Genomic DNA, 13835 nt, shown 5'->3' on the forward strand with positions numbered 1-13835 from the left:
ACAGTATCGAAATTTTCTAGTAAAATGAATTTTGTTAATACCTAAATGGTGTGTAGTTTTCTATCAACATAGTCAGGAGAAAAGGAACTTATGCTAAAAAAATTTAATGAATTGTCACTGAAAGATAAGGCTTATCTAATTGGCGGTTTGAGCTTATTAGTCATTGTGATCTCATTTGGTCTACTCAATCGTCAAACAGTAACTGTCAGTCTTGTCTTTACACAACTATCTGCTCCCTTGATTTTGGTGATTTTTACTTGTCTAGTAATCGGGATCATTGCTGGTAGTGCTATTGGTATTAGCTATCACCATAACAAGACTCAAGATCTGAGAAGCCGCATTGCTGAAGCAGAAGCGACTATCAATATAAAAGACAGGGAGCTTGTCCAGTACGAGGAACAGGTGCAACAATTAAAACAGGAAGCCAAACAATAAGTGTAGAAATCATAACCACCCGTGAAAACGGGTGGTTTTTTGTCTCGCACCTAACGGAGCGAGACGGACTGAAAGTCGCATAAATACAAAAAAGATCGAATTGCTCCGATCTTTTTAAGTTTCACTCCAAGAATGTTTAGATAAAAAATTTGATAATAGAATTACCTACTTCATACGATAAAAATCAATCACTAGACCAGCAGGCCCTTTAACTAATAAGGACTCTGTTCCCCAATCCGTTTCACAAAGACCGTGTAAAATCTCGACACCGATCTCTTTTAACCGTTGGTAATTCTGGTCTACATCCTCAATCTCAATATGAAGAATGATTCCTGACTGAAAATCTTCCAAAGGAATCAAATGATTTTGGGACAACATCAGACAGTGACTGCCAATCGTAAACTGAGCAAAACTGTCATCAACATAATCGGGCTTTTTATCCAAAATACGCTCCAAGTCAGCACAGACTTGGGGAACATCTGAAACGATAATATCTAATTGATTTAAATTCATTTACTATCCTCCATAAAAAGACCGGATTGCTCCGATCTTTTTAAGTTCCACGAAGGAATTATTTAATTGCGCGTGATTGCAATCCTTCTTCTTCCAAGAAGAGGCGGAATGGTACGAGTTCTTCTGCTTCGTATTTTTCCTTGAAGTCTTTGATTGCTTCTTCTGAGTGAAGTTTTGGATCCAATTCAAGTACTTCTACTGGAAGTGGACGGTGTGGAGTGATGCGAGCATCGATCACAACAGTTTTACCTTCTTTGTTGAGTTTAACAGCTTCTGCAACAACTGCATCGATGTCTTCGATACGGTCAACTGTAAATCCTACAGCACCTTGAGCTTCAGCGATTTTCGCATAGTCAGCATTAGGGAAGTCACAACCAAACAAGTGTTTGTTTGTGTCTTCGTATTTGTCCTTGATGAAGGCATATTTACCATTTGAGAAGACAACGTTGATAACTGGAAGGTCGTATTGAACGTTTGTGATAACGTCTGGGTAGCACATGTTGAATGCACCGTCACCCATGATGTTCCATACTTGGCGATCTGGATTGTCTTTCTTAGCAGCGATACCACCAGGAAGGGCAATACCCATTGTCGCAAAGAGTGGAGATGTACGCCACATGTTCTTAGGTGTCATGTGAAGGTGACGAGTAGATGTTTGAGTAGTGTCACCTACGTCGATTGAGTAGATAGCGTCTTGATCAGCATGTTTGTTGATTGCATTGTAAACTTGATACAATTGCAATTCACCCTCAGTTTTACCTTCGAGTTTGTTCATGTAATCACGCCAGTTTTGGTTGTTCTTAACGTTTGCACGCCACCATGGAGTAGATTCAACTGGATTCACTTTGTCAAGGATTGCTTTCGCTGCTTGACCTGCATCACCAAGGATAGAAGCATCAAGGGCATGACGTTTACCAAGTTTGTAAGGGTCGATATCGACTTGAATGAATTTCTCAGTGTTCTTGAAGGCTTCGTAAACTTCAGCAAATGGGAAGTTTGAACCAAGGAAAAGAACGGTGTCTGCTTCAAAGACCACTTCGTTGGCTGGTTTCCAACCAACACGGTAAGCAGAGCCTGTCAAACCTTCATAGTTCCATTCAAAAGCTTCAAAGTTTTTACCAGTTGTGATGATTGGTGCTTTGATTTTACGTGACAATTCAGTAATCACTTCACCAGCTTTGACACCACCGTAACCAGCGTAAATAACTGGACGTTCAGCATTGTTTAAGATTTCAACAGCTTTGTCGATTTCAACTTCGTTCAAGGCAGGAGCGATGAATGAACGCTCGTAAGAACCTGATCCATAGTATGAGTTTTCGTCGATTTCTTGGAAACCGAAGTTTACTGGGATTTCAACAACAGCTGGACCTTTTTAGAAACTGCAGCACGACAAGCTTCGTCGATTACTTTTGGCAATTGCTCAGCGTAAGCGACACGTTTGTTGTAGACAGCGATACCGTTGTACATTGGGTTTTGGTTCAATTCTTGGAAGGCATCCATGTTCAATTCATTAACAGGACGTGATCCAAGGATAGCAAGGAATGGAGTGTTATCCATAGCTGCATCGTAAACACCGTTAATCAAGTGAGTCGCACCTGGACCACCTGAACCAACTGCAACCCCGATTGAGCCGCCGAATTTAGCTTGCATGACCGCTGCAAGAGCACCTGTTTCTTCGTGGCGAACTTGCAAGAAGCGGATATCTTTGTCTTCAGCCAAAGCATCCATCAATGAGCTGAGTGTTCCTGATGGGATACCGTAGATTGTGTCTACGCCCCATGTTTTCAATACGTTGAGCATTGCTGCTGATGCAGTAATTTTCCCTTGAGTCATTATAACTCTCCTTCAAATATTTTTAAAATTTGATTCATCCGTTTTCATATACTAATTGGAAACGTTTCAGCAAATTTTTACTCTACTACTTTACCACATTTGTTTTTGGTCTCCTAAGAATGTGCTCAGAAGTTTTTATTCTCTATTACAGTACAGATTGAAAACGCTTCAGAAAACTGTTTTATAATAAAAAAGCGAGCAAGCTCGCTTTTAGTCTATTTTACTAAAGTTTAGCATGAGTGAACTGGTCAAAACAGATACAGAACTAAAGGCCATAGCTAGACCAGCCAGTTCTGGATTGAGGGCTAATCCAATTCCTGAAAAGACTCCTGCTGCAATCGGAATTCCGGCGACATTGTAGATAAAGGCCCAGAAAAGATTGAGCAGAATTCGATTGAAGGTTTTCTTGCTCATGTCAAAGGCACGAACGACTCCTAGGAGGTTATTAGTTGTCAACACCAAATCTGCTGACTCGATGGCAATATCTGTTCCAGCTCCCATAGCAATCCCCACATCTGCTACACTGAGGGCAGGAGCGTCATTGATACCATCACCAACAAAGGCTACTTTTCCAGCTGATTGTAGTTTATGGATTTCATGGGCTTTTTCTTCTGGCAAGACACCTGCAATGACCTCTTCGATTCCAATCTGATCGGCAATAGCACGCGCCACGCCAGCATTATCCCCTGTCAGCATGACTGTTTTAAGACCTCGTTTTTTCAACTGACTGATGGCAAGCTTAGCATTTTCCTTAGGAATATCTTGCAGAGCAAGCAAGCCTTTGATTTCATTGTCAACAGCCAAGAACACAACTGTCTTAGCTTCTTTTTCTAGTTCTTCTAGTTTTTCTTGATAAATGCTAGAAATATCCATGCCATCCAGCATTTTAGCATTTCCAAGCAAAACTTGTTTTCCATTGATTTGCCCTGAAACACCTTTTCCGTGCAAGGCTTGGAAATTTTCCACAGTGTGAAGCTCAAGTCCAGTTTCAGTCGCTCGCTTGACAATGGCCTCAGCCAGTGGGTGTTGAGAAGCTTCTTCCAAGGAAGCTGCCAATCCAAGCACTTCTACTTCGTCGCCGATGATATCTGTGACCACAGGTTTCCCTTCCGTCAAAGTTCCTGTCTTATCAAAAACAATAGTTTGGACTTTCTGGATTTCCTGTAGAACCGTTCCATTTTTGAGGAGAACTCCCATCTTGGCACTGCGACCTGTCCCCACCATAAGGGCTGTCGGTGTTGCAAGTCCCAATGCACAAGGGCAGGCAATAATCAGAACTGCTACTCCATAGAGAAGCGAAGACACAAAGCTCGCTCCAAGCACAACTACACTATCCCTGAGCAAGACGAACCAAACCCAAAAGGTCACAATCCCTAAAATGACAACTGCTGGGACAAAAATCCCTGAAATTTTATCCGTCAAGTCCTGAATCGGCGCACGACTTGTCTGAGCTTTCTTCACAAAATCCACAATCTGAGCCAAAACAGTCTCTGAACCAACTTTTTCTGCTCTAAAAACAAGTGTTCCACTATTATTGATGGTTGAACCAATGACGGTATCTCCAACTGTCTTGTCCACAGGCAGACTCTCACCTGTCACCATAGACTCATCAATACTAGAGACACCTTCCACTACGATACCATCAACCGCAATCTTTTCACCGGGACGCACTCGAATCAGGTCACCTACCTTGACTTGCTCCAAGGGGACTTGAACATAGTTATCCTCACGCAAGACTTCTGCAGTTTTAGCCTGCAAGTCAAGTAATTTCTCCACAGCTTGGGAAGTATTTTTCCGCATTTTCTCCTCAAAAACGGCTCCCATAAGAACGAAGAAGAAGATAAATGCAGCACTTTCAAAGTAAACGGGGAGACCAGCGAAGAGGGCAACTAAGCTATAGAAATAGGCCACTAGGGTTCCCAGAGCAACCAAGGTATCCATGTTGGCATTGTGCTTTTTAAAACTAGCCCAAGCACTTTGGATATAAGGACCACCTGCTACTAGCATAATCGGTGTTGTGGCTAAAAAGGTTCCCCAACGCATGACTTGGTGACTAATTCCTCCTGTCGACATACCAATCATGAGAATCACAAGAGGCACAGTAAAGATACTAGTAATCCAAAAACGCTGTAAAAGTGATAGAGATTTTCGAGTCTTCTCAACTACGGTATAACTCCCCTTTTGCATCTTCATACCACAAGAGAATGCATGCTCACCCAACTCTTGAGGTGTAAAACGAATTGTCTTCTCTTCATCTACGCTGATTGGTTCCAAGATGCCTTCTTCTTCAAACAGAATTTCCTTATAACAGTTTGAAGGTGTCACACGGTGAAAGGTGATCTCAGCAGGAACTCCTTTTTGCAGTTGAATGTGGGCTGGATGGTAGCCTTTGTCTGCCGTGATACGGATTTTTTGAACACCATTTTCAAGACTTGCTTTTACGATTTCAGTCATATCATTCTCCTATTCTACAATCATCTTACCGTGCATCATATTCATGCCACAAGAGAAACCATACTCTCCAGCCTGTTCAGGTGTGATTTCCACTACATACTCTTCACCCATAGGCAAGTCCGCATGCACTCCAAAATCTGGGAAAACAATCTGATCTAGGCAGGGTGAAGGGTCCTTGCGGTCAAAGACGATACGGGCTGGCACTGATTTCTTAAGAATAATCAACTCAGGCGTATAGCCCCCTTTGACTTCCACTCGAATCTCTTGGTAGCCCTTTTTTTGCTGGGCCTTTTGTTCAGATTTTTCAGGCTTTTTGAAAAACCAAAACAAGATAAACGCGATAAGGGCAATACAAATAATGGTTACAATACTATTTAACATGACGTCTCCTTTACATACAATTACATTTTACTTCCGCAACTGCGCTAGCTTTTTTCTTAGAAATCACAGCTTCCAAATCTTCCAAGTCAGCCTGAGTAAAATCACATTCAGCAATCAAATCAGCCAACAAGTTCTTAATCCTACGAGAACAAACCTTGTCCTTGATATCTTGGACAAGTAAATCCCGACTTTGGTCCAAAGTTAAAAGGGCTGAATAGACAAAGAACTTGCCTTCTTTTTTCCTTGTCAGACACTCTTTCTCAACCAAACGAGCCAAAAGAGTTTGAATGGTCGACTTGGACCAGTCGAACCGTTCCGCTAAAACCCTGATCAAATCGCTACTGGTCTGCTCGCCCTGCATCCAAATGATCTTCATAACCTGCCATTCTGCATCTGAAATCTGCATAATCACACCTTCTAAATCTACATTTGTCGATTACAGTTATTAGTATACTCCGAAAATCTACATTTGTCAACTATAATTTTTATTATTTTTTCGAAAAATAGAATTCTAATCATGTAACGAGAGATTTGCAGTCAAATTTTACTATATAAACTATAAAAATATGCTATACTGTAGAAAAAAGAAAACAACCACTAGGGGTGCGTAAAGCTGAGATTAACGACTGTTAGATCCCTTTGACTCAATCTAGGTAATGCTAGCTGATGGAAGTGGAAATGATAATGTCGACTACCCAGTCTTCTATTGCTTTCCTCAAACAGACTTACTTGTTCTTAAGAATACAAACTTCAGTTGGTTGGGAGGTTTTAGATGACTTATTTACCCGTTGCTCTGACCATTGCTGGAACTGACCCTAGTGGCGGTGCTGGCATTATGGCTGACTTAAAGTCATTCCAAGCGAGAGATGTTTATGGAATGGCCGTTGTGACCAGCCTTGTCGCTCAAAATACCAGAGGCGTTCAATTAATCGAGCACGTCTCCAACCAAATGTTGGAAGCTCAATTGGAGAGTGTCTTTTCGGATATCAAGCCCCAGGCTGTAAAAACTGGTATGTTAGCAACTACTGAAATCATGGAGATTATCCAACCCTATCTTAAAAAACTGGACTGCCCCTACGTGCTGGACCCTGTTATGGTCGCAACAAGCGGTGATACCCTGATAGATACTAGTGCGAGAAGCTACCTAAAAACAAACCTGCTTCCCCTTGCGACTATTATTACACCCAATCTTCCTGAGGCAGAAGAAATTGTTGGTTTCTCAATTCATAATCCAGAAGATATGCAACGTGCTGGGCGCCTGATTTTAAAAGAATTTGGTCCTCAGTCTGTGGTTATCAAAGGTGGTCATCTTGAAGGTGGTGCCAAGGATTTCCTCTTTACTAAGGAGGAGCAATTTGTCTGGGAAAGTCCACGAATTCAAACCTGTCACACCCATGGTACTGGATGTACCTTTGCTGCAGTGATCACGGCTGAACTAGCCAAGGGGAAGACCCTCTATCAGGCAGTAGATAAGGCCAAGGCCTTTATTACAAAAGCCATCCAAGACGCCCCTCAACTCGGTCATGGTTCTGGCCCAGTCAACCATACAAGTTTTAAAGATTAAAAAACTCTCTAGTTCCCGCTTTAAGGGAATTAGAGAGTTTTTGATTAGGAAATAATGTCATCCAACTTTGTTAAAAAGGCTTGGGTTTTTGCCTCAATGTCTTCTGCCTGCATCAAATCACGGACAACGGCTACTCCAGCTATTCCAGTGCCAATAAGCTGGTCAATATTCTCTGATGTCAAGCCTCCAATAGCAACTACTGGAATGGAGACCGTTTGGCAAATTGTTTTCAAGGTTGAAATCAGGGTGATAGGTGCATTCTCCTTGGTGGTGGTTGGGAAAATGGCTCCTGTTCCCAAGTAATCCGCACCCGATGTTTCTGCTTCGAGGGCTCTTTTAACTGTTTTAGCTGTAACACCGAGGATTTTGTCAGGTCCCAAGACTTGGCGGGCAACCGAAACTGGTAGCTCATCATCTCCAATATGCAGACCAGCAGCATCAACCGCAAGACAAACATCCAAACGATCATCGATAATCAAGGGAACTTGATATGTATCTGTTATTTCCTTGACTTGTTTGGCCAGTTGATAGTATTGATTGGTAGTGAGATTTTTTTCTCGTAGTTGGATGATGGTAACACCTGAACGGCAGGCCGTCTCCACTTTTTCAAGAAAGCTTTCCAAGGAATCTTGGTAGCGATTGGTAACCAGATATAGTCTAAGTGCTTCTCTATTCATAAATATCTCCTTTGATTTCATCTAGCCAATTTTCGTCTCTTTTTAGGAGAGAGAGCTGATTGAGAACTTGATAACGAAATTCTTCCAATCCCATTCCTTGGACAACTATTCTCTCAGCAGAGATATTGAGATAAGAAACCGCTAAGCACGAAGCTTCAAAGGCAGTCTTTCCTTGGCTGAGAAAAACGGCTGTCAAGGCTCCAACTAAGTCTCCTGTCCCTGTTATCCAGTCCAATTCTGCACAGCCATTCCTCAATACAGCAACTTGATTTTCTGAAACGATGAGGTCCTTGGGTCCAGTGACTAAGAATGATATACCAGGATAAATCCGACACCAGTCTTTCAAGACTTGAAGCAAATCCTCAGTTTCTTGATCTTTGGCACTAGCATCGACCCCAACTCCGTGGTGTTTTAAACCAACAAGACTGCGGATTTCCGACATATTTCCTTTAAGTACCGTGGGCTTGTATTCTAAAAGATCTCTAACTAGATTCTTACGAATGGCTGAAGCCGTTACACCAACCGCATCTACTACCATTGGGATAGAAGCTTGGTTTGCATAAGAAGCTGCCATACGGATTGCTTTCTCCTTCTCAGCTGACAAATGCCCCAGATTGATAAAGAGAGCTTGGCTTTGTTTGGTAAAATCAAGAACCTCACGAGGGTCATCTGCCATGACAGGTTTAGATCCCAGAGCCAAAATGCCATTGGCCAGCATCTCACAGGAAATCTCATTGGTGATGCAGTGAATTAAGGAGCTGGAGGTTAGAGGAAAGGGATTTGTAAATTCCTGCATCAATCTATCCTTTCACCAAAGAAATATCCTTGTACTTTTTTAAAGAATTCCTGCTTGATTAAAAATCGAAAGGCAAGAAAAGCTATGGCTGTACCGATCAAGGTTGCTCCAAAAAATCGAGGAGTGTAGATAAACCAGCTAAGCTTGGCCGCAGATCCTGTAAAGAGAACCATAACAGGATAGGAAACAATAGAACCGATTAGGCCTGTTCCCAAGATTTCTCCTAGGGCAGAAAAGTGAAATTTCCGACCGTACTTATAAAAGAGACCTGCAAGGAGGGCTCCAAAAGTCGCTCCTGTAAGAGCTAAAGGCGGAATCCCTTGAGTCGTCATACGGATAAAGGCTGTGACTGTAGCCATAGCTAAAGCATAAACAGGCCCCATCAATATCCCTGCAAGAATATTGACTACACTAGACATTGGTGCCATTCCTTCAATTCGAAAAATGGGTGTAAGAACTATGTCAAGGGCAATCATCATGGATAAAATGGTTATTTTGTGAACTTGTAGTTGGTGGTTTCTCATTTTCTATTTCTTCTCTTTTTCTAAGGACTGCAAATCACTCGTCCAGGTTTGATGTTGGTAAGCCATCTCCCAAAACTTAGCTTCCATGTGGACACTTCGGTGGAAGGCCTCTAGCATTTTTTGTTTGTCTGTCTCGTTGCTTTCGCGATAGAGCTGATTAACTAGGGCTTTTTCCTCTTTAATCTGCTGTTCTAACTCATCGGTGATATAGGTTTCAATCCACTGTTGATAAAGAGGATTCGGGGATGGTTTTCGATTAAGTTCCTTGCCCAAATCATGGTATAACCAAGGACATGGGAGCAAACTAGCAAAAGCAATGCCCAAGTTTGGCTCTGCAAATTGACGATAAATATGAGAAATGTAATGATAACAGGTTGGAGCAATTGGTTGTTCGTCCATTTCCTGGTCGCTGATTCCTAATTCCTTGAAAAATTGTTGGCGGATAAACAACTCACCCTCCACTAGACTCTGGGCATTTTGCTTCAAGAGTCTTTTCATCTCTTGGTTTGAAGTCTTATCAGCCAAGAGGTGATAGGCTTCTGAAAAAGACTTCAGATAGTAGGCATCCTGAATCAGGTAATAGCGAAAGATGGAAGGTTCTAACGTTCCCTCTTGTAACTGTAGAACAAAGGGATGCTGAAAGGAAGCCTGCCAAGCTTCCCTGGATAATTCCATCGCAATATCTGTAAATTCCATAATAACTCCTTTATAGAAATAAACTGGTTTGAAGTAATAAAAAGAACAGCAGGTAGATTAATTTTGTTTTTTTAGAAATATAAAAAGTCCGATAGCTATTCTCCAACTGTGCATGTTCGTCATATCCGTGCGCAGACAGGGCCCTCAAGTAGAGATGGCGCCATCTAAAGACCGTCATCAGAACCTTACTGTAAATCAAGGGCGACCAAACATGCAATTTTTGACCACGCAATAAGCAAGCTTCTTTTAGAGACCTGATTTCTTGCTGAATGAGGGGAAAGGAATTGAATACTACAATTAAGGCATAGGCCCAAGAACGCGATAACCCCTTTTGAGCCAAGTACAAGAGAAGCTCTTTTAGGGAAATACTAGAAACAAAGACAAGACCGATACAAACTGTCACAAAGGCCCTCGTTCCAAGCATGACTGCCTGCGAAGCATCCCCATGTAACTGAACTGCCCAGTAGTTGGCCAATGATGGTAAAATGGCGAGCATAAGCATCCAAGCCAACATCTTAAATCGACGGTTGTAGAGCATGAAGAGAATGCAAAATGCGACTACTGAAAGATTAAGAGCAATCGAAGGAATGAAAGATGTCTCTAAGGATAAAATCAGCAAGAAAAGACTGATAATCGGTGTCTGAGTTGCTACTTTGACCATACTACTTCACCTCCCCTTGAGCATTGATACTCCGAGATGTGAGGGGGTTAGTGATTGTCACTTCTTTTACATGAATGAGACCCTCACTAGTCATCTCGATCCAATAATCAACCACAGAGATTAAGGGATCTAAACGATGACTAACGATCAAAAAACTTCTTCCTTGATTGCTCTCCTCCAAAATCCACTGGCAAAAATAATGACAAGCTCTATCATCCAAACCTGCAAAAGGTTCATCTAGCAAAATCACAGACGCCTTGCTGGTCAAGATAGTCAATAGCTGAAGAATCTTTTGCTGACCACCACTTAATTGATAAGGACTCTTATCGAATGCCTGCTCCAAATTAAAATATCGTAAAGCTTGGAGAATCTGCTGATTTCTTTCCGAGTCTGGACTATCTAGTTGCAGTTCCTCTCTCAGACTGACTCGGATAAACTGCTTCTCAGCTTCCTGAACTACACCGGTCAGATCACGATACAAACTCTTTTTCTTTTTCAGAACTGTCCCCTTCCAGGTAATGCGCCCCTTATACTTTTGAAATTGAAGAATGGAGCGAAAGAGGGTTGATTTCCCGACACCATTGTCACCCAGGATACAGGAAATCCCTTGGTAAAATGTAAAATCAGAAATGGAAAAGAGGAGGCGATTACCCAACTCACAAGTCACACGATCCATATGGAATAGTTTTGAACTAGAAGCAACTTCCTTTGAAGCAACCTGTGTCATCTCAGAGCAAGGGATTTGAAACACTTCTCTTAGTTGTCCGTCTCTCAGCTCCACCATATGGTCGATGTAGGCTCCATAGTCCGTTAAATCATGGTCACACAAAATAACTGTCTTCCCATTAGAGGCCAACTCTTTTAGAATCTCCAATATCTCCAGCCTACTCTTTCGATCAATGGAAGCGAAGGGCTCATCCAAGAGATAGACCCTAGGATTCATGGCAAAGAGAACAGCCAAAGCAGCTTTTTGCTTTTCCCCACCTGATAAGTGATGGATGGGACGGTTCAAGATTGCCTTACAGCGACATTGCTGGACCACCTCAGCTATTTTAGCATCAATCTCTTGGAGGGGATGCCCGATATTCTCCAAGGTAAAAATCAGCTCCTCAAATAAGTTCTCCATGGTAAATTGGTGATTGGGATTTTGAAAGAGAATGCCAACCGTCTGAACACGTTCAACGATAGAAAGCTGACTGACTTGGCTTCCATCTATCAGGACTTGACCACTATAGGGCAAGGAACTGACTTGAGCAATGATTTGAAAGAGACTGGATTTTCCTGAACCACTGCTCCCAACTAACAAGATAAAAGCTTGCGCATGAAAAGTAAAATCAATCGGTTCAAAGAAGATTGGGGACTGAATCCCCCGTAGTTCCAGCCCCATCTACGCCTTGCCTCCAGCAGCAAACTGATGGTAGAGTTTTACAATGGCACGAACCAAGATGGTACAGAAGAAAAAGACGGAAATAAAACGCACCACCAGCAAGGAAAGGACAAAAGGAAGGGAGAAGGCATAGTAACCTAATTTAATGTATTCATAGACAAAGCTAAAAAGGGTAATTCCAATACTATTAGCAGTTAGAGAGAGCCAACTTTCATAACGATTTTTGGTTACAATAAAACCAAATTCACTTCCCAAGCCTTGAACCAAGCCGGACAAAAGAGCACCTAGACCGAATTGGCTACCATAAAGGACTTCAGCAAGCGCAGCGAGTACTTCTCCAATCGTTGCACTTCCGACTCTTGGAACAAAGATGGCCGCAATGGGCGCAGCCATACACCAGAGACCAAAGAGGATCTCATTGGCAAAGGCCTGCAAACCAAGAGGGGCCAAGATCAGGGTTAGGATATCAAACAGATAGCCTGAACCCACAAAAACACCACCAAAAAAGATAGATAAGAAAGCAAGTAAGATAACATCTTTTAACTGCCATTTTTTCAACATAAAAAACTCCTTTTTTAAAGAAAAGTGGGGCATTCAAGGAGAGATACCAAAAGGCTTGCGGTCAAGCCTATCCTCTTTTGATAAACAAAAAAACTCCAATTACAAACGAGAATTAGAGTTTACCTTACAAGATTAGACAGTTCTTTTCGACATACGAAAAAAAACCTTTTCACATTTCCCTTCGCCAGTATTAACTGTATCAGGTTCAATGGGTATCATCTCAGCCTAAAGCACCCCAAATGTCTTTATTATTTAATTACTGGACCAGTATAACAGAAATTGAAAGCCCTAGCAAGATATTTGACCGAAAAATATATTTATATAGTTTGTTTGTTCATTCTTTTAATCTACATCAAAGGATTGCATCTGTCCTATAATTCATAACCAATATCAAAAAAGGCTAATTCTAAAGCAACTGCTTGATTCCAGCGTTCCTGAAGTTCTGTCAAATCTTCTCGATTTTTCCCGACACGATTAAGTTCATCAACTAGAAATTGAACCCACTCTGTAAAGAAAGGACCTCTGTGGAGATTGATCCATTCCGAATGAATATAGGCTTCAGGTAGTGCCAAATCTTTAGAACCCCAGTCTAAATAGAGACCTTCTGCAATGACCAGCATGACCAAAAGATGAGCATAGTCTGATGAAGCCACAGCAGAATACATTAGCTCCTGAAACGCTTTTGTTACAGGGTGCAAGTTCACTTCTAGATAGTCATTCTCTGCTACCTTTAACTCTTTGAAAGCCTTTTGGAAATAACCATCTTCATCTGCTTCAAGAGAGCCTAGTTGCTTAGCAAAACGAAGCTTGGATTCAAGCTGGTCTGCGTGAGCTACACAAGCTCCCAGCATGGATAAGAAGGCATCAAAGAAATGATAATCTTGAATCAGGTAGTCTTTTAAGACCTTATTCTCAATTGTCCCCGCAAAAAGTTCCTTAACAAAACGATGATTGATTGCAGCCTGCCAATCCTTCTGACTGCTTTTTAATAATTCTCCAACGGTCAAACCTGGCTGAAATGCATAGTCTTGTGTTTCCATATTTACTTCTCCTCTCTTTACTCGTTCGTAATCAACAAAATACCAAGAAAATCCTAGTTTTACTTGACCTTTTTAAAGAAAAGTGGGGCATTCAAGGTGGAGAGCTACCGAAAGACTTGCCGTCAAGCCTGTCCTCTTTTGATAAACAAAAAAACTCCAATTACAATCGAGAATTAGAGTTTAGCTTACAAGATTAGACAGTTTCTTTCGACATACGAAAAAAACCTTTTCACATTTCCCTTCGCCAGTATTAACTGTATCAGGTTCAATGGGTATCATCTCAGCCTAAAGCATCCCAAATGTCTTTATTATT

The 13835-nt window shown here is 41.7% G+C and carries 14 protein-coding genes, 1 pseudogene and 3 riboswitches; of the genes and pseudogenes, 2 read left to right on the forward strand and 13 right to left on the reverse strand.

Annotation, left to right across the window (positions count from 1 at the left end):
* Positions 1 to 90: 90 nt before the first annotated feature.
* Positions 91 to 435 carry a lipopolysaccharide assembly protein LapA domain-containing protein gene (locus E2R31_RS01285; protein ID WP_000913393.1) on the forward strand — a complete coding sequence of 115 codons (345 nt, stop codon included), beginning with the start codon at positions 91 to 93 and terminating at the stop codon, positions 433 to 435.
* A 165-nt stretch (positions 436 to 600) separates the two neighbouring features.
* On the opposite strand, the gene E2R31_RS01290 is transcribed toward E2R31_RS01285, so the two are convergent.
* From E2R31_RS01290 to E2R31_RS01310, 5 genes and pseudogenes are all read right to left on the reverse strand, one after another.
* Positions 601 to 948, reverse strand: a complete 348-nt coding sequence (locus tag E2R31_RS01290; RefSeq protein WP_132972432.1) for a VOC family protein — start codon at positions 946 to 948, stop codon at positions 601 to 603.
* Between the two features lie 58 nt (positions 949 to 1006).
* Positions 1007 to 2781 (reverse strand): annotated as a pseudogene (gene spxB / locus E2R31_RS01295) (pyruvate oxidase).
* A 210-nt stretch (positions 2782 to 2991) separates the two neighbouring features.
* Positions 2992 to 5235: a heavy metal translocating P-type ATPase gene (locus E2R31_RS01300; RefSeq protein WP_132972434.1), complete on the reverse strand. Its 2244-nt coding sequence runs from the start codon at positions 5233 to 5235 to the stop codon at positions 2992 to 2994.
* A gap of 9 nt (positions 5236 to 5244) precedes the next feature.
* Positions 5245 to 5616: a cupredoxin domain-containing protein gene (locus tag E2R31_RS01305; protein WP_038804415.1), complete on the reverse strand. Its 372-nt coding sequence runs from the start codon at positions 5614 to 5616 to the stop codon at positions 5245 to 5247.
* Between the two features lie 10 nt (positions 5617 to 5626).
* Complete coding sequence (locus E2R31_RS01310; protein WP_038804416.1) at positions 5627 to 6022, reverse strand: CopY/TcrY family copper transport repressor; 396 nt, start codon at positions 6020 to 6022, stop codon at positions 5627 to 5629.
* A 183-nt stretch (positions 6023 to 6205) separates the two neighbouring features.
* A riboswitch (TPP riboswitch) is annotated at positions 6206 to 6304 on the forward strand.
* A gap of 84 nt (positions 6305 to 6388) precedes the next feature.
* On the opposite strand from E2R31_RS01310, the gene thiD reads away from it, so the two are divergent.
* A complete protein-coding gene (thiD, locus tag E2R31_RS01315; protein WP_000221726.1) occupies positions 6389 to 7180 on the forward strand; it encodes a bifunctional hydroxymethylpyrimidine kinase/phosphomethylpyrimidine kinase in 792 nt (263 codons plus the stop codon).
* A gap of 44 nt (positions 7181 to 7224) precedes the next feature.
* On the opposite strand, the gene thiE is transcribed toward thiD, so the two are convergent.
* The 8 genes from thiE to E2R31_RS01355 form a co-directional block, all read right to left on the reverse strand.
* Positions 7225 to 7857 (reverse strand): thiamine phosphate synthase, encoded by a 633-nt coding sequence (thiE, locus tag E2R31_RS01320; RefSeq protein WP_132972436.1) that lies wholly within the window; start codon positions 7855 to 7857, stop codon positions 7225 to 7227.
* Positions 7850 to 8653, reverse strand: a complete 804-nt coding sequence (gene thiM, locus E2R31_RS01325) for a hydroxyethylthiazole kinase (RefSeq protein ID WP_132972438.1) — start codon at positions 8651 to 8653, stop codon at positions 7850 to 7852. Before thiM ends, thiE begins: the two co-directional genes overlap by 8 nt.
* Entirely contained in the window at positions 8653 to 9177 is a 525-nt protein-coding gene (gene thiW / locus E2R31_RS01330) for an energy coupling factor transporter S component ThiW (protein WP_132972440.1), read from the reverse strand. Before thiW ends, thiM begins: the two co-directional genes overlap by 1 nt.
* Before the next feature lie 3 nt (positions 9178 to 9180).
* Positions 9181 to 9873, reverse strand: a complete 693-nt coding sequence (gene tenA, locus E2R31_RS01335) for a thiaminase II (protein ID WP_132972442.1) — start codon at positions 9871 to 9873, stop codon at positions 9181 to 9183.
* A gap of 10 nt (positions 9874 to 9883) precedes the next feature.
* Complete coding sequence (locus E2R31_RS01340; RefSeq protein WP_132972444.1) at positions 9884 to 10534, reverse strand: energy-coupling factor transporter transmembrane component T; 651 nt, start codon at positions 10532 to 10534, stop codon at positions 9884 to 9886.
* Position 10535: 1 nt separating this feature from the next.
* A complete protein-coding gene (locus E2R31_RS01345; RefSeq protein ID WP_132972446.1) occupies positions 10536 to 11921 on the reverse strand; it encodes an ATP-binding cassette domain-containing protein in 1386 nt (461 codons plus the stop codon).
* Positions 11922 to 12482 carry an ECF transporter S component gene (locus tag E2R31_RS01350; protein WP_000915267.1) on the reverse strand — a complete coding sequence of 187 codons (561 nt, stop codon included), beginning with the start codon at positions 12480 to 12482 and terminating at the stop codon, positions 11922 to 11924.
* A gap of 159 nt (positions 12483 to 12641) precedes the next feature.
* Positions 12642 to 12730: riboswitch (TPP riboswitch) on the reverse strand.
* Between the two features lie 123 nt (positions 12731 to 12853).
* Entirely contained in the window at positions 12854 to 13522 is a 669-nt protein-coding gene (locus E2R31_RS01355) for a TenA family protein (RefSeq protein ID WP_132972448.1), read from the reverse strand.
* Between the two features lie 219 nt (positions 13523 to 13741).
* A riboswitch (TPP riboswitch) is annotated at positions 13742 to 13830 on the reverse strand.
* Positions 13831 to 13835: the final 5 nt, after the last annotated feature.

Origin of the sequence: Streptococcus downii (assembly GCF_004353325.1) — a bacterium.
Classification (GTDB): Bacteria; Bacillota; Bacilli; order Lactobacillales; family Streptococcaceae; genus Streptococcus; species Streptococcus downii.